General features: G+C 60.2%; 19 protein-coding genes, 1 tRNA gene and 1 pseudogene. 13 read left to right on the top strand and 8 right to left on the bottom strand.

Annotated elements, in window-relative coordinates; genetic code table 11:
- Window positions 1-23 precede the first annotated feature (23 nt).
- Together mnmA and H4W29_RS13240 are read left to right on the top strand one after the other, a co-directional pair.
- Entirely contained in the window at window positions 24-1,223 is a 1,200-nt protein-coding gene (gene mnmA, locus H4W29_RS13235; protein WP_192729308.1) for a tRNA 2-thiouridine(34) synthase MnmA, read from the top strand.
- A 134-nt stretch (window positions 1,224-1,357) separates the two neighbouring features.
- Window positions 1,358-1,434, top strand: a tRNA-Met gene (locus H4W29_RS13240).
- 37 nt (window positions 1,435-1,471) lie between these two features.
- Here the strand turns inward: H4W29_RS13240 and H4W29_RS13245 are convergent.
- Window positions 1,472-2,659, bottom strand: coding sequence for a helix-turn-helix domain-containing protein (locus tag H4W29_RS13245; RefSeq protein ID WP_376776556.1), 1,188 nt, complete (start codon window positions 2,657-2,659; stop codon window positions 1,472-1,474).
- A 160-nt stretch (window positions 2,660-2,819) separates the two neighbouring features.
- On the opposite strand from H4W29_RS13245, the gene H4W29_RS13250 reads away from it, so the two are divergent.
- Window positions 2,820-3,071 (top strand): hypothetical protein, encoded by a 252-nt coding sequence (locus tag H4W29_RS13250; protein WP_192729309.1) that lies wholly within the window; start codon window positions 2,820-2,822, stop codon window positions 3,069-3,071.
- Window positions 3,072-3,191: 120 nt separating this feature from the next.
- Entirely contained in the window at window positions 3,192-3,629 is a 438-nt protein-coding gene (locus H4W29_RS13255; protein ID WP_192729310.1) for a universal stress protein, read from the top strand.
- Between the two features lie 5 nt (window positions 3,630-3,634).
- Here H4W29_RS13255 and H4W29_RS13260 read toward each other — a convergent pair whose 3' ends face one another.
- Together H4W29_RS13260 and H4W29_RS13265 are read right to left on the bottom strand one after the other, a co-directional pair.
- Window positions 3,635-3,910: a hypothetical protein gene (locus H4W29_RS13260; protein ID WP_192730820.1), complete on the bottom strand. Its 276-nt coding sequence runs from the start codon at window positions 3,908-3,910 to the stop codon at window positions 3,635-3,637.
- A gap of 17 nt (window positions 3,911-3,927) precedes the next feature.
- Window positions 3,928-4,830 carry a LysR family transcriptional regulator gene (locus H4W29_RS13265; RefSeq protein WP_192729311.1) on the bottom strand — a complete coding sequence of 301 codons (903 nt, stop codon included), beginning with the start codon at window positions 4,828-4,830 and terminating at the stop codon, window positions 3,928-3,930.
- A 158-nt stretch (window positions 4,831-4,988) separates the two neighbouring features.
- On the opposite strand from H4W29_RS13265, the gene H4W29_RS13270 reads away from it, so the two are divergent.
- The gene (locus H4W29_RS13270; protein WP_192729312.1) at window positions 4,989-5,375 is read left to right on the top strand and encodes a hypothetical protein; all 387 of its coding nucleotides are present in this window, start codon (window positions 4,989-4,991) and stop codon (window positions 5,373-5,375) included.
- Window positions 5,376-5,446: 71 nt separating this feature from the next.
- Here H4W29_RS13270 and H4W29_RS13275 read toward each other — a convergent pair whose 3' ends face one another.
- Complete coding sequence (locus H4W29_RS13275; protein WP_192729313.1) at window positions 5,447-7,834, bottom strand: phosphoketolase family protein; 2,388 nt, start codon at window positions 7,832-7,834, stop codon at window positions 5,447-5,449.
- Window positions 7,835-7,906: 72 nt separating this feature from the next.
- On the bottom strand, window positions 7,907-9,082 hold the full coding sequence (locus H4W29_RS13280) for an acetate/propionate family kinase (RefSeq protein ID WP_192729314.1): 1,176 nt from the start codon (window positions 9,080-9,082) through the stop codon (window positions 7,907-7,909).
- Between the two features lie 220 nt (window positions 9,083-9,302).
- Between H4W29_RS13280 and H4W29_RS13285 the strand changes: the two genes are divergently transcribed.
- A complete protein-coding gene (locus tag H4W29_RS13285) occupies window positions 9,303-10,898 on the top strand; it encodes an inorganic phosphate transporter (RefSeq protein ID WP_192729315.1) in 1,596 nt (531 codons plus the stop codon).
- 6 nt (window positions 10,899-10,904) lie between these two features.
- Here the strand turns inward: H4W29_RS13285 and H4W29_RS13290 are convergent, their stop codons facing one another.
- Complete coding sequence (locus H4W29_RS13290; RefSeq protein WP_192729316.1) at window positions 10,905-12,476, bottom strand: putative bifunctional diguanylate cyclase/phosphodiesterase; 1,572 nt, start codon at window positions 12,474-12,476, stop codon at window positions 10,905-10,907.
- Window positions 12,477-12,711: 235 nt separating this feature from the next.
- On the opposite strand from H4W29_RS13290, the gene H4W29_RS13295 reads away from it, so the two are divergent.
- A complete protein-coding gene (locus H4W29_RS13295; protein WP_192729317.1) occupies window positions 12,712-12,954 on the top strand; it encodes a DUF6894 family protein in 243 nt (80 codons plus the stop codon).
- 60 nt (window positions 12,955-13,014) lie between these two features.
- Complete coding sequence (locus H4W29_RS13300; protein ID WP_192729318.1) at window positions 13,015-13,368, top strand: hypothetical protein; 354 nt, start codon at window positions 13,015-13,017, stop codon at window positions 13,366-13,368.
- A gap of 536 nt (window positions 13,369-13,904) precedes the next feature.
- Here the strand turns inward: H4W29_RS13300 and H4W29_RS13305 are convergent.
- Window positions 13,905-14,450 carry a histidine phosphatase family protein gene (locus H4W29_RS13305; protein ID WP_192729319.1) on the bottom strand — a complete coding sequence of 182 codons (546 nt, stop codon included), beginning with the start codon at window positions 14,448-14,450 and terminating at the stop codon, window positions 13,905-13,907.
- Between the two features lie 231 nt (window positions 14,451-14,681).
- Here H4W29_RS13305 and H4W29_RS13310 point away from each other — a divergent pair, with 231 nt between their 5' ends.
- The 3 genes from H4W29_RS13310 to H4W29_RS13320 all read left to right on the top strand — a co-directional run bounded on the left by H4W29_RS13310 (window position 14,682) and on the right by H4W29_RS13320 (window position 16,320).
- Entirely contained in the window at window positions 14,682-14,891 is a 210-nt protein-coding gene (locus tag H4W29_RS13310; protein ID WP_007826976.1) for a CbtB domain-containing protein, read from the top strand.
- Between the two features lie 13 nt (window positions 14,892-14,904).
- Window positions 14,905-15,639, top strand: a complete 735-nt coding sequence (locus tag H4W29_RS13315; protein ID WP_192729320.1) for a CbtA family protein — start codon at window positions 14,905-14,907, stop codon at window positions 15,637-15,639.
- A gap of 75 nt (window positions 15,640-15,714) precedes the next feature.
- Window positions 15,715-16,320 (top strand): hypothetical protein, encoded by a 606-nt coding sequence (locus H4W29_RS13320; protein WP_192729321.1) that lies wholly within the window; start codon window positions 15,715-15,717, stop codon window positions 16,318-16,320.
- Here H4W29_RS13320 and H4W29_RS13325 read toward each other — a convergent pair.
- Window positions 16,305-16,967, bottom strand: a complete 663-nt coding sequence (locus H4W29_RS13325) for a sulfite oxidase-like oxidoreductase (protein ID WP_192729322.1) — start codon at window positions 16,965-16,967, stop codon at window positions 16,305-16,307. The two genes, H4W29_RS13320 and H4W29_RS13325, sit on opposite strands and share 16 nt — an antisense overlap.
- 109 nt (window positions 16,968-17,076) lie before the next feature.
- Between H4W29_RS13325 and H4W29_RS13330 the strand changes: the two are divergent.
- Together H4W29_RS13330 and H4W29_RS13335 are read left to right on the top strand one after the other, a co-directional pair.
- A pseudogene (locus H4W29_RS13330) lies at window positions 17,077-18,952 on the top strand (sensor histidine kinase).
- On the top strand, window positions 18,949-20,304 hold the full coding sequence (locus H4W29_RS13335; RefSeq protein WP_192729323.1) for a sigma-54-dependent transcriptional regulator: 1,356 nt from the start codon (window positions 18,949-18,951) through the stop codon (window positions 20,302-20,304). Before H4W29_RS13330 ends, H4W29_RS13335 begins: the two are co-directional and overlap by 4 nt.
- The last annotated feature ends 82 nt before the right edge of the window (window positions 20,305-20,386 follow it).

The raw sequence follows: 20,386 nt of genomic DNA on the forward strand, positions 1-20,386 counted from the left end.
AGCACAGAATTTGGCAGTACCCCGTGAACACACTGGATTTTGACAAGAAGCCGGAAGACACCCGTGTCGTCGTCGCCATGTCTGGCGGCGTTGACAGCTCCGTCGTGGCCGGGCTTCTCAAACGCCAGGGATATGATGTGCTGGGCATCACGCTGCAGCTCTACGATCATGGCGCTGCGGTCCACCGCGCCGGATCCTGCTGCGCGGGCCAGGATATCGACGACGCACGCCGTGTCTGCGAGACGCTCGGTATTCCGCATTACGTGCTCGACTACGAGAAGCGGTTCCGTGAAACCGTCATCAATCCTTTTGCCGAGAGCTATGTCGCCGGCGAGACGCCGATCCCCTGCGTTGCCTGCAACCAGACGGTCAAGTTCGCCGATCTTCTGGCGACAGCCAAGGAACTCGGCGCCGATGCGCTGGCGACCGGCCATTATATCCGCTCGCGTCCGAATCCGTCGTCCTGCAATCCCGGTCGCCGCGCGCTCTACCGACCGGCCGATGCCGATCGCGACCAGAGCTATTTCCTCTTCGCCACGACACAGGAACAGATCGACTATCTGCGTTTTCCCCTTGGTGGGCTGCCGAAGGCAGAGACCCGTCGGCTGGCCGAAGATATGGGTCTCGTCGTTGCCAAGAAGGCCGACAGCCAGGACATCTGTTTCGTGCCGCAGGGCAAATATTCAGATATCATCACCAAGCTGAAGCCGAATTCGGCTCTGGCCGGCGATATCGTTCATCTCGACGGCCGCATCCTCGGCCAGCACGAAGGCATCCTGCATTATACGATCGGCCAGCGGCGCGGCATCGGCATTGCCACAGGCGAACCGCTCTACGTCGTCTACCTCGACGCCCGCTCGCGCCGCGTCATTGTCGGTCCGAAGGAGGCGCTGGAAACGCACCGCGTCTATCTGCGCGATGTCAACTGGCTCGGCGACGAGACACTTCAGGTCGCAGCCTCGGGCGAAGGCTTTGCCTGCTACGCCAAGGTGCGCTCCACCCGCGCGCCGGCGCCTGCCGTGCTGCACATGGATGCGAGCGGCATCTATGTCGATCTGACGGTCGGTGAGGCTGGTATTGCGCCGGGCCAGGCCTGCGCGCTCTATTCGGCGCCCGGCGATGACGCCCGCGTCTTCGGCGGCGGCTTCATCGAACGTTCCGAGCGCGAGCCTGACGCGGAAGCCTCGCTAAAGGCTTTGCTTTCCAACTACGCGATGGCCTGAACGGCCAAAAAGCGGCGCTGCGGAAAGCCCACCGTTTTTCTCCATCATGTGCTTGACACAAAGAGGAAGCGCACCTTATAAGCCGCTCATCCCACGAACCGGAAGCGCTTCGCGAACGGTATCGTTTGACCAGTGGCGGAGTAGCTCAGTAGGTCAGAGCAGAGGAATCATAATCCTTGTGTCGGGGGTTCAAATCCCTCCTCCGCTACCACTCGTCCCCGGTCCATTCTGGACACATAGGTTACGGTTTATACCGGAGACATGGGTAACACTTTTGGCCCGAAGGGGTTTTGGAGTGGTTCGAGCCTGCATGTCTCATCATCGAAGTATCCCAAATCATAGTCCATGAAGCTAGCCAGCCAGATATGGTCCTCGACCTGTTTGATGCCGACGGTCTGACCGGCAAAGACGAGGCTGAGATTGATCTTCTTGCGGTCGAAACAGATGCGTCCGCATGTGGTGACGGTGACGGCCTTGTCGTGAAACGGATAATCGAGGTCAGGCAGGCCAGTATAGCTGCGCGGTGACGCCGCGTAGCACTCGGCCGGGCAATGCATGTCGAGCGCCTGGTGCGGCCGCTCATTGTTGAAGCAGTCGATGAAGTCGTCGAACTTTGCCTGCTGCTGAAGGAAGTTGGCGGCGGCTGGCTTGGTGGTCTCCAGCTTCAGAGTGAGGTGCATGCGCTCATGGCGCCCGTTCTGCTGCGGGCAGCCCGGTTTGATGCGCTCGATGTCGATGCCCAGGCGCAGCCACCAGACCGACAGCTTGCTGAGGTTGAACAGCGCGTTGGGGCTTGCGAAAGGAACCCCGTTGTCGGTGCGAATGGCGTTGGGCAGGCCAAACTCTTTGAATACGCTTTCGAATACGGTGAAGGCATAGGCTTCCTTGGTGGTCGAGAGCGCTTCGCAGGCGATCAGATAGCGACTGGCAAAGTCGGTGATCGTCAGCGGATAGCAATAGCGCCGGTCGGCGAGCATGAACTCGCCCTTGTAGTCGGCACACCACAGCTCGTTGGGCCGACAGGAGTGGGAAAGCGCTGTCCCCGTCGCCTTGTTGCGTCGCCGCTTGCGGCGCTCGACCATGTCGTGCCGGTCGAGAACCGCATGCACCGTCGAGATCGCCGGCCTGTGCACATCCGGGTACAGCCGGGCCAACCGTTCGCGTATCTTCGGCGCACCCCAAGTCGGCTTGTCCTGCTTCAGGCGCACAATCAGCTTCTCGATTTGAAACGGAAGCTGATTGGCATGGCGGTAAGGCCGGCGCGATCGATCCGTCAGCCCTTCCAGGCCGCTGTCGTTGTAGCGTGTGAGGATCTTGTAACCCGTCTTGCGCGAGATATCGAACTCCCGGCAAAGCACGGCCATCTTCTCGCCGTCCAGCAGCCGGGCGATGAACTTCAGCCGCTCTTCCATGACGTTACACTCCTTCCAAGGCACCTTGCTCTCCTTGCAAAGGGCCGAAAGTGTAACCCATCTAGCCGGAATGAACTGTCACCCATCTCTCAGGAAGGGCACCCGAAATCGAAACTATCAGTGCATGCTCGTCGCGCAGGCGATATAATTTTGTCGGAAGACGCTTCGCCACCGGGAGGGCATGATGAAATATGCTGCTGTCGCAATTCTTCTTCTCGCCGCCGCCTGCAGCACGACGACGGAAGACCAGCCTATCCCGGGTAGTCTGACCTACGGCGGCAAGGTTATCCACTCGCCCTACAAGCCCGGCACCGTGGTTAAACACACCTTCCTTGGCGACTTCGGCCTGCGTCAGTTCGAACGGTATGTCGTCCAGCCCGATGGCACGCTCAAGCTTGCTTCGCGTATCGAAAGCGAGGATTTCCTCTGGGATTGAGCAGAGGGCTTTTCGAATGCCGTCGCTGATGCTCCCATGTTGACCTCAGTCAAGGCAGAGGATTACGATTGGTGTTGAATTCCTTCCTCACGTGAATTCAGCCAGCAGAACGGATTTCCCATGTACAATCGCATATTGCTGCCCACCGACGGTTCGGAACTTTCCGCCCGGGGTGTCGATCATGGGCTCGCGCTTGCCAAGGCACTCAACCTTCCCGTGACTGTCGTCAGCGTCATCGTGCCGCTGACCGGTTTCGCGCTGCAGGGGATCGTCCAGGCTGAGGCGATGGACAGCTATAATGAAGGGCGCCGGAAAGAGATCGAGGATCTGGAAAAGATCATCGGTGAAAAAGCGAAGAGCGCGGGCGTCGTCGCCGACTTCGTCAGCAAGGTGCATCTTTCGCCGGCAGTCGCCATTCTGGAAACAGCAGCAGAGCGGAGCTGCGGCCTGATCGTTATTTCCTCGCATGGCCGCCGCGGGATCTCGAGGCTCATGCTCGGCAGCCAGACGTCCGAGGTCCTTTCGGAGGCGGGTATCCCGGTGCTGGTCGTAAAGTAGGCGGCTCAGTTCTCCGTTGGCGCGGCAAGGGATGCTACGTGCTCGGAGGTGCGATCTGCCGTTTTGGTGGACACCGCTCCGCTTTTCTCGTGGCCGTCATCGCCTTCGTCAGGGTCACCCGCTGTCGGCGTCATGTAGAAGGCCAGCATTTCCTCCAGGCGGGAGGTGGTGAGGCTGGTGGCGAAACCCTTCATGGTCTTCCTCGGCGGTGTTTCCAGTCGTGGAATTTCATAGCCTACGTTCCGGCTCATCCGGAACATGGGGCCGAAGGTTGTCACCAACTTTCGAAAATCCCCATCTAGTGGCTGATAAGTTCGAGGCAGAATTCGATAAAGGCGTTGACCTTTGCCGGCACGTGATGCCGGGAGGGATGGACTGCGTAAAGCGGGAAGGTCTCGCCAGGCCAGTCTGGATAGAGCTCTACAAGGCGTCCTTCGGCAAGCAGGTCCTTGACGCTGAGGGCAAGCACCTGGGCGATGCCGGCACCTGCAAGGCAGGCATCGAGCATCGTGCCGGGGTCGCTCATCAGAAGCGGACCACGGGCGTCGAGCGGCACGATCTTCTTGCCCCTGTGCAGCTCCCATTCGAAAGTCCGGCCGGTCAGTGGATCGCGGAACTGGATGCAGGAGTGGCTGGCGATTTCGGCAGGTGTTCTCGGCGTGCCGTGCTCGGTGAGATAGGCAGGTGCGGCGACCGTGAGGACGCGTGTTTCCATCAATTTGCGGGCGATGCGCGACGAGTTCGGCTGCTGGCCGAAGCGGATGGCGATATCAATGCCGTCGGCGACGAGATCACTCATCAGGTCGCGGGTTATCAATTCGAGTTCGAGCGCCGGATAGCGGGTCAAGAACTGCTTCAGATGCGGCGCCAGCACCATGCGGGAGAAGATCGGATCGACATCGACGCGCAGGCGGCCGAGCGCGGTCAGAGACGCACCTGATGCAAGGGTCGCGGCTTCCTCGATGCCATCGAGATGCGGAGCGACCTGTTCGTAGAAACGGGCGCCTTCGTCTGTCAGCCGTACCGACCGGGTGGTGCGGTCGAGCAGGCGCACGCCAACGCGGGCCTCCAGCCTCGATATGGCCCGGCTGACACCGGAGGCTGAAAGGCCAAGCGCATCGGCGGCCCTGACGAAGCTGCCGCTTTCGACGACTGCGGCGAGCGTGCTGACACCGGAAAGCAGGCGGCCATCGAATGCCATGGATCACTCCTGATTTGATATCATTGATGATGTTGGGGAAGTGCAGCCTGGTCAAGAACGTCGGCACCTTATCGCTGCGCGTACGGATCCAAAAACCGGCTCGATGGAACATCTTCCCGCCAATTTGGTTTCTACCGCACAGATTGGAGGATCAAGCGATGACCCAATATGGTGACGACAAGAACCGAACTGTGGATGAGAATACAGGCATGCCGCTCGGGCAGGCATCCTATGAAGAGGAAAAAACGCTTGCCGATGAGCGGCGCAGCGTTTCTCTCTGGGGTGTGCTGGCAGCCGGCATTCTGGTCATTCTGATCGCTGCGGTGAGCTTTGCCATCTGGCCGGGCACGACCACAGAACCGGGTTCGACTGCGTCCACGACGCCCAATGCGATCAACGGGCAGTCTTCGGGTGCCGGTACTTCAGACAGCAACCCGGCGACCGGCTCCATCAAGCCGCTGGAACCGACAGACCGCAACGCGACGCCTGACGGCAGCGTGCCGACGGCCCCCACCGCACCAAGCGGCACCCAGAACGGCCAGTAGTTTTACATCATGGCTGGGGGAAGGGCCGCGCGGTTACCACGCGGCCCTTTTCATACTACATGGCATCCTTTTCAGGCGGCGCGCCATTTCCAGTTGCGCACGTCAGGCATGTCCTCGCCATATTCGCGGACATAGGCATGATGCTCAACGAGCTTGGCTCTCAGGCTTTCCAACACGTCAGGCACTTTCGCCTTCAGGCCCGGAACGCGCTCGATCGCCTCAATGGCGAGATGGAAGCGGTCGAGCTCGTTGAGCACCGTCATGTCGAAGGGGGTGGTCGTCGTACCCTCTTCGATGAAGCCGCGCACATGGATGTTGCGGTGGTTGGTGCGCTTATAGGTCAGCCGGTGGATGAGGTAGGGATAGCCGTGATAGGCGAAGATCACCGGCCTGTCCGTTGTGAAGATAGCGTCGAAGGCCTCGTCCGTCAGTCCATGCGGGTGTTGATCCTGCGATTGCAGGGCGAGAAGATCGACCACGTTGACAGTGCGGATCTTCAGCTCCGGAATATGCCGGTGCAGCAGATCGACCGCGGCGAGCGTTTCCATAGTCGGCACGTCACCGGCGCAGGCCATGACGACATCGGGCGCGACCGTATCGTCCTCGTGGCTCGCCCAATCCCAGATGCCGATACCAGTCTCGCAATGTTTTACCGCCTCGTCCATCGTCAGCCATTGCGGCTCCGGCTGCTTGCCGGCGACGATGACGTTGATGCGGTCATAGGTCTTCAGGCAATGGTCGCCGACCCACAGCAGAGTGTTGGCATCCGGCGGCAGGTAAATGCGGACGATATCGGCCTTCTTGTTGGCGACGAGATCGACGAAGCCGGGATCCTGATGCGAGAAGCCGTTATGGTCCTGCCGCCAGACATGCGAGGTCAAGAGATAGTTGAGCGAGGAAATCGGCCTCCTCCACTGCAGTTCGCGGGTCACCTTCAGCCACTTGGCGTGCTGGTTGAACATGGAATCGATGATGTGGATGAAGGCCTCGTAGCAGGAAAACAGGCCATGCCGGCCGGTCAACAGGTAGCCTTCCAGCCATCCCTGGCAAAGATGTTCGCTCAGCACTTCCATGACGCGGCCGTCGCTGGCGAGGTTCACGTCATAGGGTTCGATCTTCTCCATCCAGACGCGATCGGTGACCTCAAAGACACTGCCGAGGCGGTTTGATTCCGTTTCGTCGGGGCCGAAAATGCGAAAGTTCGCGTTAGCTTCATTGAGCTTCATCGTATCGCGCAGGTAATGGCCGAGGATTTCGGTGGATTGCACCATCTCAGCGCCCCGTTTTTCTACCTTTACCTCATAGGTGCGGATATCGGGCGCGATCAGTTCCTTGCGCAGCAGACCGCCGTTGGCGTGTGGATTGGCACCCATGCGGCGTTTGCCTGAAGGGGCCAGTGCCCGCAGTTCAGGCTTCAATCTGCCCGAGGCATCGAAGAGGTCTTCGGGATCGTAACCGCGCATCCAGTCTTCGAGGATTTTCCGGTGTCCGTCGTTCTCCCGGCAATTGGAAACCGGCACCTGATGGGCGCGCCAGAAGCCTTCGACCTTTTTGCCATCCACTTCCTTCGGGCCAGTCCAACCCTTGGGGCTGCGCAGCACGATCATTGGCCAGCGCGGGCAGGCCTGCGGCGGCGTGCCATCGCGGGCTTCCTTCTGAATGGCGCGGATGCGGTCGAAGATCTTGTCGAAGGTTGCGGCCATCTGCTGGTGCATCCTTGCCGGCTCGTGGCCTTCGACGAAGAAGGGCTCATAGCCATAACCTTCGAACAAATGCGTCAGATCTTCGTCGCTCGCCCGACCAAGGATGGTCGGATTGGCGATCTTGTAGCCGTTGAGATGCAGGATCGGCAGCACGGCGCCGTCGCGGGCCGGATTAAGGAACTTGTTGGAATGCCAGCTTGCCGCCAGCGGGCCGGTCTCAGCCTCGCCATCGCCGATGACGCAGGCGACGATCAGATCGGGATTGTCGAAGGCTGCGCCATAGGCATGGACGAGCGCATAGCCGAGTTCACCGCCCTCGTGGATGGAGCCGGGCGTTTCCGGCGCTGCATGGCTCGGGATGCCGCCGGGGAAGGAGAACTGGCGGAAGAGCTTGCGCAAGCCGTCCTCGGTCTCGGCGATATCGGGATAGATCTCGCTGTAGATACCTTCGAGATAGGTATTGGCGACCATGCCCGGCCCGCCGTGGCCGGGACCGCACATATAGATGACGTCGAGATCGCGGGTGCGGATGACGCGGTTCAGATGCGCATAGATGAAGTTGAGGCCGGGCGTGGTACCCCAGTGGCCGAGCAGGCGAGGCTTGATATGTTCGGGTTTCAGGGGCTGGCGCAGGAGGGGATTGGACAGGAGATAGATTTGCCCGACCGAGAGATAATTGGCTGCGCGCCAGTAACGGTCGATGAGCGTAAGTTCGGTGTCGGAAAGAACTGCTGGAGTCGAGACATGCTTTTCCATGGATTTCTCCCGTTTAAACTTGTTCAACGTCAATTCTAGCTGATGGCGCCGGCATGCCCTTGATCTGGATCATCAGGCGCGAAGAATTGAGAGCGCCTCCTGCGCTATGATCTGTTCCTCGTCGGTGGCAATGACATGCGCCGTTATGCGGCTTGCAGGTGTCGTGATCGTGAAGCCGTTGGCGGCATTCGCCTTTTCGTCGACCGCGAGGCCGAGCCAGCTCAAGCGCTGGAGGACTGCTGCACGGATCTGCGGCTGATGCTCGCCTATGCCGGCCGTGAAGACTATAGCGTCGAGCCCGCCGAGCGTCACCGACATGCGGCCGATCTCGCCTGCGATGCGCAATGTGAAGAGCTCGAGCGCCTCTTGGGCTTCTGCGCGGCTATCCTCGAGAAGATCGCGGGTATCGGCATTGATGCCGGAAACGCCGAGCAGGCCGGAGCGATGGTAGAGCAAATCTTCCACCTGATCGGCGGACTGCTTCTTTTGCTGCAGCAGATGGAGGATCACGCCGGGATCGAGCCAGCCCGGTCGGGTCGCCATGGGAATGCCGTCGAGCGTCGAAAAGCCCATGCTGCAATCGCGGCTGACACCCTTTTCCAGGGCGCAGAGACTCGCGCCGCTACCGAGATGCGCGGCGACGATTTTCGGCTTGTTCGATAGCCTGCGGCTCACCTCGCCGGCGATGAATTTGTAGGAGAGGCCGTGAAAGCCGTAGCGCTTGATGCCCTCGTCGTGGAGTGCACGAGGGATGGCGAAGCGGCGGACGAGATCGGTCTGCGTGGCGTGGAAGGCGGTATCGAAGGATGCTGTTTGCGCAAGGTGTGGCCGCAGGTGCTTCAGGGCGCGGATGAAGCGGAGCGCCTGCGGCTGGTGAAGGGGTGCGAGCGGCGTGAGTGCGCCGATCGCCTCGATCGCGGCAATATCGAGGGCCGTTGCTTCGATGAAGTCATCGCCGCCGTGAACGACGCGGTGACCTGCCGCACGAACGGCATCGATATCGAAATGCTCCGAGAGCAGCTTGAACGTTTCGTCGATGACGGCGTGCAGATCGTCGGTAGGCTCGGCCTTCAGCGGCGTTTCAAATGTCTGCGAGTCTTCCGTGAGACTGAAGGCGAGCGGTTCAGAACGGAAGTCGATCACGCCTTTGCCGATGCGGCGCACTTTTGCATTCTCGATCGCGAAGATGCCGATCTTCACCGTCGACGAGCCGGCATTGAAGGTCAGGAGAAGGTCGGTCGAAGGCATTTGCTTGATGTTCCCCGGCAAGTGTGACGATCAACGAACTTAGCGTCATCGCGCTCGGTGGGAAGCCTCTCCTATCTCGGTGAGCAATTTTTGGTTGTCGATTTCGGTCTTCGGAAGATGCCGGGCGAGGGATGACGCACGAATGGTCGCGTCATGAGAGCTTCACGCTGGAGATTTATTAACAAATGGCAATTTTGCAAATGGAACAAGGAACTATGCCATGGCCGACATTGCCCCCAGCCATAGCGACGCTTCCCATCCGCTGCATCATTCGAACTCCACCGGCAAGTGGTTCCTGCCGGTGTTCGGGCTCGTTGTGGTCTGCGGTCTCGGATATGTCGGCTATGCCCTCGCCCGTGATTTGACTGCCGCAGTTGCCGTTCCCTGGCTGCTTCTCGGCCTTGCCCTGCTGATCGCGCTCGGCTTCGAGTTCGTCAACGGTTTCCACGATACGGCCAATGCCGTGGCGACCGTTATCTATACGCGCTCCATGCCGGCGGAATTTGCGGTCATCTGGTCGGGCTTCTTCAACTTCCTCGGCGTTCTGACGTCCACCGGGGCAGTGGCCTTCGGCATCCTGGCCCTTTTGCCGGTGGAGCTCATCCTGCAGGTCGGCTCCGGCTCGGGCCTAGCCATGGTCTTCGCTCTATTGATCGCCGCCATCGTCTGGAATCTTGGTACCTGGTATCTCGGTCTGCCGTCATCGAGCTCGCATACGCTGGTCGGCTCGATCATCGGTGTCGGCCTCGCCAACCAGTTCCTGGCGCCGGCAGGTTCCGCCACCAGTGGTGTGGATTGGTCGCAGGCAACCAACATCGGCCTGTCGCTTTTGATTTCGCCACTCATCGGTTTCGGCCTTTCCGCCATCCTGCTCGTCGTTATGAAGTTCCTGGTGCGTAAACCCGAGCTCTATCAGGAGCCGAAGGGCAACCAGCCGCCGCCGTTGTGGATCCGCGCCATCCTGATCTTTACCTGCACAGGCGTCAGCTTCGCCCATGGCTCGAATGACGGCCAGAAGGGCATGGGTCTCATCATGCTCATCCTGATCGGTCTGGTGCCGACCGCGTTTGCGCTGAACCGCACGCCTGACGTCAACTATCTCGAAGCCTACAAGTCGGCTTCCGCGCAGGTAGAAACGGCGCTGGGCAAATATGTAAAGCCGGGCGTGACCGTTACCGACTACAAGGCTGAAGTCGGCAATGCCGTCAAGAACAAGGTCTGGACAGATGCGACCACGCCGGCGCTGCAGCAATATATCCACCAGACGAGCGGTGAAGTCGCCGCTTTCCCGACACTGGAAGCCGTTCCGACCAATCTCGTCGGCAACGTCCGCAACGACATCTACCTGATCGGCGAGGCGCTCAAGCTCATCGACAAGAAGAAGCTGCTGCCGATGGACGCCAGTGATCTCAAGGCCGTCACCGGCTATCATGCGGCGGTGGACAATGCGACGAAGTTCATTCCGTTATGGGTGAAGGTCGCCGTCGCGCTGGCACTTGGCCTCGGAACGATGGTCGGCTGGAAGCGTATCGTTGTGACGGTTGGTGAGAAGATCGGCAAAACGCATCTGACCTACGGCCAGGGTGCCGCCGCGGAAGTCGTCGCCATGGTGACGATCGCCTCGGCCGACCATCTTGGCCTCCCGGTTTCGACCACGCATGTTCTGTCATCAGGTGTGGCGGGCACGATGTCTGCGAACGGCTCTGGCCTGCAATGGTCCACCGTGCGCAACATGCTCATGGCCTGGGTGCTGACGCTGCCAGCCTCGATCGCGATCGCCTTCCTGCTGTTCGTGATCCTCAGACAGGTTTTCTAGGATCGGTCAGGCCGTAATGGCTAGATTGGCTTTTTGACTGTCGATGAAGATGCCCGCCTCCGCGGCGGGCATCGCCTTGCCGAAGAGATAACCCTGGCCGATGTCGCAGCCGAGCTGCAGTAGGGAGGCGAGTTGGGCGTGTTCCTCGACACCTTCTGCTGTCGTCTTGATGTTGAGGCTCTTTCCGAGAGCGAGCATGGCGCGAACGATCTTCTCCTGCTTCTCGTCCTCCCGGCAGGTCGCGATGAAGCTCTTGTCGATCTTGATCTTGTCGAAGCGATAACGTGCGAGTTGAGCAAGGCTCGAATAACCGGTGCCAAAATCATCGAGCGCGATCTGTACGCCAGCCTCATGCAACTCATCGAGAATGTGGGCGGCGACTGCTGGGTCCTGGATCAGCGCGTTTTCGGTGATTTCAACTTCAAGCCGCCTGGCAGGCAGGCGGCTTGCGGCGAGCACTTTGAAGATACGCGAGGGAAGGAGTTTATCCTCCATCTGCACGGGTGACACGTTGAAGGAAAGCCTTACATCGTCTGGCCAGGCGAGGGCGTCGCTGCAGGCCTGGGTGAGAAGGTTCTCGAACAGTTCGGTGATCATGCCGGTTTCTTCGGCGATGCCGATGAAGACCGGAGGCGGAATATTCATGCCGTCTTCGTCGGTCCATCGGGCCAGTGCCTCGAAGCCGCAGAGCCTGCCACTCCTGAGATCGATCAGCGGCTGATAGTAGGTCTTGATCGCCCTGTTCTGAATGGCGCTGCGCAGCTTGGTCTCGAGCGATGCGCGTTCCGTCACCTTGTCCTGCATGGACGTTTCGAAGATCAGTTGATGATTGGGCCCGCGCGATTTCGCCTCGTACATGGCAAGGTCGGCGCGGTGAGCAGCATCTTCCAGCGGCTCTGCGCCTTCGTTCCAGCGGTCGTAGCCCACACTGGCGCCGACCTCGACAGCAAAACCGTCGATCAGGATGGGGCGGGTGACCGCCTGGATAAGCACTTTGGCAAACCATTCCTCCCGTGCTGCGGTCATGCCGAGGGCGATGATGATGAATTCATCCCCGCCGAAACGGTAAACGCAATCGGCATTGCCGAGCGCGCAGATGCGCTTGGCCACTTCCACCAGCAGAACGTCGCCGCCCTTGTGGCCGACGAGGTCGTTGACTTTCTTGAAGCCGTCGAGATCGACGGAGAAGATCGTGACGTTGCTCTTGACCTCTTCGGGAATATTGCCGTCCCTATCGGCGGGCTTGGGCAGGATTTTGCGTTCGAAGGCGTAGCGGTTCGGAAGCTTGGTCAGGTGATCGTGAGTGGCGGTCCAGTCGGCGCGCGCCTGGGCGGAGTCGCGAAGCTGCATCTCCTTGCGAAGGTCGGCAATGCGCAACACGGAATAGATGAAACTCATCGCGCCGGCGATGCCGAGGGCCAGCACGAACTTATCGGCGCCGTAGTTCTCGAAGCTGCTCATGAAGGAAACCAGCCAGCTGTCGACATCCAGTAGGGCGGCCGAAATCCACAGCACTGCACCGAGCGCCATGATCGTCAGACATTGCCTTCCCGCCCTGCTCCTGAAGAATTCCAGCATGAGCTTCTCCATCTCCACCCGGGGCGGAAGTACCATGAAAGTCTGAAATGTTTATTGAAACCTGAAGGCGAATTGTTGGAGACCATGCCACGCATTCGGTAGCGCTTTCATCGGAAACGAGCACTCCTCTCATGCTGCGCAGCTTTCTCACGTAGTGTGCGGAACACTGAATTTTACCGGCGATTTGAAACCTTTGGCCGCCTGCCGCTTTATGCTTTCGCAACGGATGCGGCAGATGTCTCACTTCTATTTCAAGACCATAGACAATGACGGCACGGTTCCGGGCGATCTGCCGCTCGAATTTCCCGACCTTTTCGCCGCCGTGGAAGAGGCAAAGCATGTGCTGGCCGAAATGGCGCTCGACGGTTTGCCGCAATGGCCGGACGGATCGCTGGGCATAGAAGTGCAGAACGGTGATCGCTCTCCGATCGTGCGGCTGCGGCTGGAGCTGAAGGTAGATTACATCCGGCCGTCCTGAGCGGAACCAATGTTGCGTCCAAGCCGTTTTCCGGAACCATTCACGAGAGAGGACAATCTCATGCAACTTGTCGGCACCCAGGTCATCCCCGCCTATGGCGGCAAAGGCGGTTTCACGGTCGAGTTCGTGGGCGACGGCGGTGAAGTCGTCTCCGTGCAGATCAAGAACGACCGCGGCCAGCAATTGAACCGACTGAATGCGGTCGAAAAGGCGAGGGAAGTGATGAGCCGTTTTGCTACGGCGAAGATCCGCGACGACGATGATCGTCGCCCCAGCGTGCTCCGGAGCGCCCGTGCGGCGGGTGACAAGGGAACGATGGAAGAGCAGCTCGACGAAGGGCTGGAAGGCACTTTCCCTGCCAGCGATCCGGTCTCGATCACCAGCACCGCGATACCCAAGGGCAGCAAACACTGATCTGCCCTTCATGCAGCTGTGCCTGAAAGCGCTCTGCGATCATCGGCTTGATAGCAGTGTTTTGGTCGCTGGTGCCTTTACCACCGCTCCCGGCGGGTACGAGAAACAGCGTCTATTCCGATGAGGTGGCGCAAATACGCCGTGGGCGCAGCGCAGCAGCCGATCTGCTTTCCACGCTGCAGGATGCAAGACTGGCCGGCGTGGCTTCCTACTGACGTTTGGCCAGCTCTCCACTGTCGTTCAGATTCCGCAGTAAAATCGGCAAAGAGAAAGGCGAGCAGCCGTAGCACGCTCGCCTTTGACGTACTCTGACAGTTCAGGCGACGTTGATCAGCAATGGCAGGCTGATCATGACGCCGACGAGAACGGCGACAACAGTTGCGACACGCACGATGCGAATACGCCGCGTGCGCTCCCCACTCCAGTCATAGGTCATTTTGCGTCTCCTCGGAGAAGGACGTAGAGCCCGGGATTCCGGGTTCAATATGTATGACTGTGTTTGCTTGTGTAAGGCTGGACTAATTTACGAGGACTATTCAGAAACGCAGCGACCAGCGGCGGCCGTCATGTGTCATGCGCACCATACCGAGCGGCTGGACGTCGATGGTCCAGAAAGATGCGGGCGGTGCTTTCAGCACATCCAGGATCGCGGCGCGGATCACAGCTGCGTGGGTGACTGCGACGACATGGCCGCCGAGCGGCATTTCCTCGTTCATCCAGCCGCTGATGCGTTTGCAAAGCTGTTGCAGGCTCTCGCCCTCATGCGGGGCAGCTTCGGGATCGGTCATCCAGAGCGCAAGGTTTTCCGGCTCTTCGGAATGAAGGCTCATGAGCGGCTTGCCGGTCCAGCGTCCGTAGTCGCAATCCCTGAGCGACGGGGCAAGGGTCGCGTCGAAGCCCAGCATTTCGGCGGTCTGTCGGGCGCGCAGTGCCGGGCTTGCGAAAACCCTGTCCGCCCGTCCTGGTGCCGGCAGGGCGGCGTCGCTCACCGCCTTTTCCTCCAGCGGTTCATCCGCGGGAAAGGAAGCCGCGTGATTTGCCGCCGTGGCGCCGTGATTTATCCATGTGAGGCGAGTGGTCACGTCGCTCGGCGCCCTCCGGAGATGGGGCGGGATGGCCGCCGCCCGCTTATGAAGTTTCGTTGACAGTTTCTTTGACGAGCAGATATAAACGTGACGTTGCGGGTTTGGAAGCCGGTGAAAGTCCGGCGCGGTCGCGCCACTGTGACCAGCGTGTCGAAATTCTTCGCGTTGGAAGTCAGACCCTACTGCACGCAAGATCTTCGACTGAACGCGTCATTCCAGGAGGAATACATGTCTGATACCACTTTCGCGCCCGTCGCGTCGCCCGCCCCAATTCCCGTAGGCCAGATTCTGCCATGGGCGATCTTCGGCGGGTTGCTGATGCTTATCGCCATCTATTTCGTCGGCACTGAAGAAGGCGCGATGGCGCTCTTTAACGGCATGTATGTGCACGAATTCGTGCATGACGGCCGCCATCTCCTCGGCTTCCCCTGTCACTAAGGGAGTGCCTCACATGGTTGGAAACCTTCTGCTTCGCGGCATGATCGCGGGGGCGATTGCTGGCATCCTGGTTTTTGTATTCGCGCGCGTCTTCGGCGAGCCGGTGGTCGATGCGGCGATTGCCTTCGAAGAGGCGACATCGCAGGCGGCTGGTGCGGCAGCCGAGCCGGAAATCGTCAGCCGTGGCACCCAGGCCGGCCTTGGGCTCTTTACCGGCGTCATGGCCTATAGCATCGCTGTCGGCGGGTTGTTTGCGCTCGTCTTTACCTTCGTGCATGGCCGCTTCAGCAGCCTTTCGGTGCGCGGCACCTCGGCCGTCATCGCCATTGCCGCCTTCGTCGCCATCGTTATCGTCCCGGCCATCAAATATCCGGCCAATCCGCCGGCCGTCGGCAACCCCGATACGATCGGCGTGCGCACCGAGCTGTTCTTCCTGATGATCGTTGTTTCACTTGCCTCGTTGGTCGCAGCCATTGCGATTGCCCGCCGGCTGGCAGCGAACTACGGTACTTGGAATGCGGCGATCATTGCGGGCGTCCTGTTCGTCGTCTTCATCGGCCTGGTGGAATATCTGCTGCCGCCGATCAATGAAGTGCCGGAGAATTTCTCGGCCACGGTGCTGTGGCGTTTCCGCACGGCATCGCTCGCCATGCATGTGATCCTCTGGTCGGTGCTCGGCCTTGCCTTCGGCGCCCTGGCGGAAAGGCGCCTTGGCGTGAAGAGCGGTCTGCGCCCGGCCTATCGATAAGTGGCGGGAGAGGGAGCCTCATTGGCTCCCTCTTTCATCATGAGCCGTCGGCTTGTGATTGGAATCGGACCCTTTATGAAGAACGTGTTGCGCGCCTTTTGTTTCGTCCTTGCCCTGCTCGCTGCAGGCGGCGCATTCGCGCATAGTCGCAGCGGCGAGGGCAGTCATGACGGCCTGCCAGTGCCCGAGATCTCGCATGGCGAGATGACGGTCATTTCCGACTATCGCAGCCGCATCATGGATCTCGCCTCGACGGCAGCGGATACCAATGAGCCCTTCCGGCGCGTGCTGAATTATGCCGAAATCCAATATTCCTACTGTCTCTGGGGCCGGATACCAGGCAGCGTGACCGATGAGGAAAGCCCGTTCAACGAATGCGCCCATGCTTACCTGGCTGCGACCAAGGCCGTGCTGCTCGCCATGCGCGGCATGCCACAGGAGACCATGGCGGCCGGTAAAATCGCATCGGCCGTCGATGTCGATATGGTCAGGCGCGGGCTCTCGCTGGTGACCTGCCGCTTCAGTGGTGAAGGTTTCAACACGGCCGATGTCGTGCGCCCGCGCTGGAGCGAAATTCCGCTGCATCCGGCAAGCATGGTCTCGCTCACGGGATTTGCAGCGATCCTCGCGGCAGGAGTCTTTGTCCTCAGGCGGCTTCTCCGGGTTCAGTCCTCGGAATAGCGCTGCTCGCGCCACGGATCACCATACATGTGGTAACCGTTCTTTTCCCAGAACCCGGCCTTGTCTGCCGGCAGCAGATCGATGCGGCGCAGCCATTTGGCGCTTTTCCAGAAATAGAGATGCGGTATGACGAGGCGCATTGGTCCGCCGTGATCGCGGGTGAGCGGCAGACCCTCCCATGAGGTGGCGAGAATGGCTTCTTCGGCTGCGAAATCGGAAAGCGGCAGGTTGGTCGTGTAGCCGTCATAGCTTGTCAGCATGACGTAACCGGCTTCCGCTTTCGCCATGGCGAGATCGAGCAGATCGCGGGTCGAAACACCTTTCCATTTGTTGTCGTAGCGCGACCACGTTGTGACACAATGGATGTCGGTGACCATTGTGCTCTGTTCCAGCGCTTGGAAAGCGGCCCAACTGAGGTCGAGCGTCGTCTCGACCAGACCGCGAACTTCCAGCCGCCAGCTATCGATGGAAATGACCGGCTGCTGGCCGAGGTCGAGCACCGGCCAGTTCTTGACCAGATGCTGGCCCGGCGGCAGGCGCTCGGTTTCCGGGCGGCTGATACGGCCGGTCAGGAATTTTCCTTCTGCCGCCCAGCGGCGTTTGGATGTCGTGAGCTTGCTGTCTTCGGGGATCTGGTCGTCGCTCATGGTGGTCTCCTTGCGGTGCAGCAATCAGACATCCGCGCCTGAGACGTGTCAAGTTTCAGCGCCTCTTGGAAATCTGCATCGCGCTCATTACACTTGGAGCGGTCGGGTTATGCCTCCACGGGGAGCGGAGGCGGAAAGGGAGGAGCGAGACTCTGTCTGCGCGCTATCGCATCATTGCGGCGTTCTGCGCCGCACCCTTGTTGGTTTTCGCTTTCTTCTATTACGGAAGCGCGGTCGCCACGCGCGCCTATATGGGCGAGGCTTCGGCGCAAGCAGGTACGGCACTCCGGCTCGCGGTCTCGGCGCTGAGTGGCCATCTCAGCCGCTATGAGGCGTTGCCGGCGCTGATTGCAGACCATGACGATATCAAGGAGTTGGTGAGCCGGTCGGACGATCCGTCACTCCGCGACAACGCCAATCTCTACCTCAAGGAAATCAACGGGCTGCTGAAATCGTCCGATATTTATGTCGTGCGCCCGGATGGCGAGACGATCGCCGCAAGCAATTATGATGGCCCCGGCAGTTTCGTCGGTGAAAACTTCAGCTACCGCCCCTATTTCCAGGAGGCGATCGGTGGGCACCATGCCCGCTTCTATGCACTCGGTACGACCTCGCTGAAGCGTGGCTATTATTTCTCTTCGCCGATCTGGGTGGATGGCGAAATCCGTGGCGTTATCGTGTTCAAGGTCGATATCGATGTGATCGAATCCTCCTGGAGCGGCGGCGAATACCGCATCTTCGTTTCCGACCCTGAGGGCATCATCTTTATGTCCGACAGTCCGGACTGGCTCTACGGGGCGATCCTGCCGCTGAGTTCGGATCGGGTGGCGCGCACAGAGGCATCGCGGCGTTATGCCAATGCAAAGCTCGTCGAACTGCCGGTCATCCGTCATCGCTTCGAAGATCATGACCTGATGACGCTTGCCGATGATCGTGAGCAGAGCGAATATCTTGTTCTCTCACACTACATGCCAGCTGAAGACTGGACGGTGAACGTGCTGATGGACACAAGCTCCATTCGGGCACAGGCGCGGACCGCGCTGGTCGTCATCTTCCTCGTTCTCTGCATTGCCGGCCTGACTTTTGCCATTCTTCGGCAGCGACGCATGCGGCTTGCCGAGCGCCTGCAACTGCAGGCCGAAGCGCGGAACGAGTTGGAGCGGCGAGTTGACGAGCGTACGGCGGACCTTGCCCGTGTCAATAGCCGCATCGAGGAGGAGATTGCCGAGCGGCGCCTCACTGAACAGCAGCTTCGCCAGACACAAGCCGACCTCATCCAGGCTGGCAAGCTTGCCGGTCTCGGGCAGATGTCGGCAGCGCTTTCGCATGAGTTCAACCAGCCGCTTGCCGCGGCCAAGACCTATACGGACAGTGCCTCCGTGCTGCTCGAGCGTGGGCGCACTGAGGAGGCGCAGGACAATATCCAGCGCATCGGCGGTTTGATCGATCGCATGGCCTCGATCAGCCGGCACCTGCGCAATTTTGCGCGCAAGCCCAATGAGAAGCTCGGTCCCGTGCCGCTCGACGAGGCAATCCGCGATACGCTGGAGATCATCGCCTGGCGGCTCAAGGCTGCGGATGCCGATCTACGGCTGTATCTCGGACCCCGGCCGCCAGTGGTCAAGGCGGGCTCGGTGCGTCTGCAGCAGGTGCTGGTCAACGTGATCTCGAATGCGGCTGATGCCGTCGAGGGGCTGGAAAACCGGAGCATCGAGGTTTCGGCGTCCGAAGAGGCCGGCAGAGTAATCCTGACCGTGCGTGATCATGGGCCTGGTGTGCCGGCGGCGATTGCCGAGCGCATCTTCGATCCCTTCTTCACCACCAAAGGAGTGGGCAAAGGCCTCGGCCTTGGGCTCTCCATTTCCTATAACATCATCAAGGATTTCGGCGGTAGCCTGACTGTCTCCAACCATCCAGAGGGTGGGGCCGTGTTCCGTATCGAGCTTTCGGCCGCGGTAGGCTCGATGCCGGAGGCAGCGGAATGAACGAACAGAAAATATTGCTCGTCGATGACGAAGAGGAACTGCGCCGCTCAACCGCACAGGCGCTGGAACTCTCCGGCTTCAACGTCGAGACTTTTTCGAATGCCGATCACGTGCTGGAACTGATCGGCTACAGTTTTCCCGGTGTCGTCGTTACCGATATCCGTATGCCGGGCATGGACGGCATGACGCTGATGCAGAAGATCCGTGAACTCGATACCGAAGTGCCCGTTATTCTCGTCACGGGCCATGGGGATGTGCAGCTCGCCGTTAAGGCGATGCGCGAGGGTGCTTATGACTTCATCGAGAAGCCGTTCACGCCGCAGATGCTTGCCGGCGTCATCCGTCGCGCCATGGAGCGACGCAGCCTCGTGCTGGAGAACCGACTGTTGAAGGCGGTCGCCGGTAAGCGCGACGACATCGAGGCGCGGCTGCCGGGCCGCACGCAGATCATGGTCGACCTGCGCTACCGCATCCGTGCGATCGGGGCGAGCGATGCCGATACGCTTGTGGTCGGTGATACCGGTGCCGGCAAGGAAGTAGTGGCTCGGGCGATGCATGATATCAGCGCGCGGGCAAGCCGGCCGTTCATCGCCATCAATTGTGCAGCGCTTCCGGCAAATCTGATCGAGAGCGAGCTTTTCGGACACGAGGCCGGCGCTTTTCCGGGGGCGGTGCGGCCGCGCTATGGCAAGTTCGAGCATGGGAGGGGCGGTACCATCCTGCTCGACGAGATCGGCTCCATGCCGTTTGATCTGCAGGCGAAGTTCCTGCGGGTGCTGCAGGAGAGAATGATTTCCCGCCTCGGATCGAATGAGACCGTACCGCTCGACGTGCGGTTCATCGCCACAAGCAAGGTCGATCTGGAAGCGGAAGTCGCTGGTGGCCGATTCCGCGCCGACCTCCTCTACCGGCTGAATGTCGCGACCATTCATGTGCCGTCGCTCTCACAGCGCCGGGCCGATGTTCCGCTGCTCTTCATGCAACTCGTCAGGGAGGCTGCTGCTCGTTACGGCAAAGACGACATGGCCGTGCCACCGGATGTGGTTTCCGACATCGCGCAGCGCGACTGGCCGGGCAATGTCCGCGAATTGCGCAATGCGGCCGACCGCTTCGTACTCGGCCTTGATGGCGGCAGCCGGCAAGCTGAGGCCGCAGGGCTTGCTGAGCGTGTCGCGGAATTCGAACGTGGCGTGATTGCGAGTGCGCTTGTCGCTCATAGCGGCAGCCTGAAGCCGGTCTATGAATCGCTCGGCATCTCGCGCAAAACGCTTTACGAGAAGATGCAGAAATACGGTCTCGACAAGAAGCTGCTGGCCAATGACATGGCTGGTGAGATGCGCCGCGAGCTTTGATCTCCTTTCGAATTTGATCTTGATCGCGGTGTCTGCGGGTCGTCCTCGATTCATATCTTGACAGGTAACCATTTGGTTGCCT

It is taken from the genome of Rhizobium viscosum (assembly GCF_014873945.1).
Classification (GTDB): domain Bacteria; phylum Pseudomonadota; class Alphaproteobacteria; order Rhizobiales; family Rhizobiaceae; genus Rhizobium; species Rhizobium viscosum.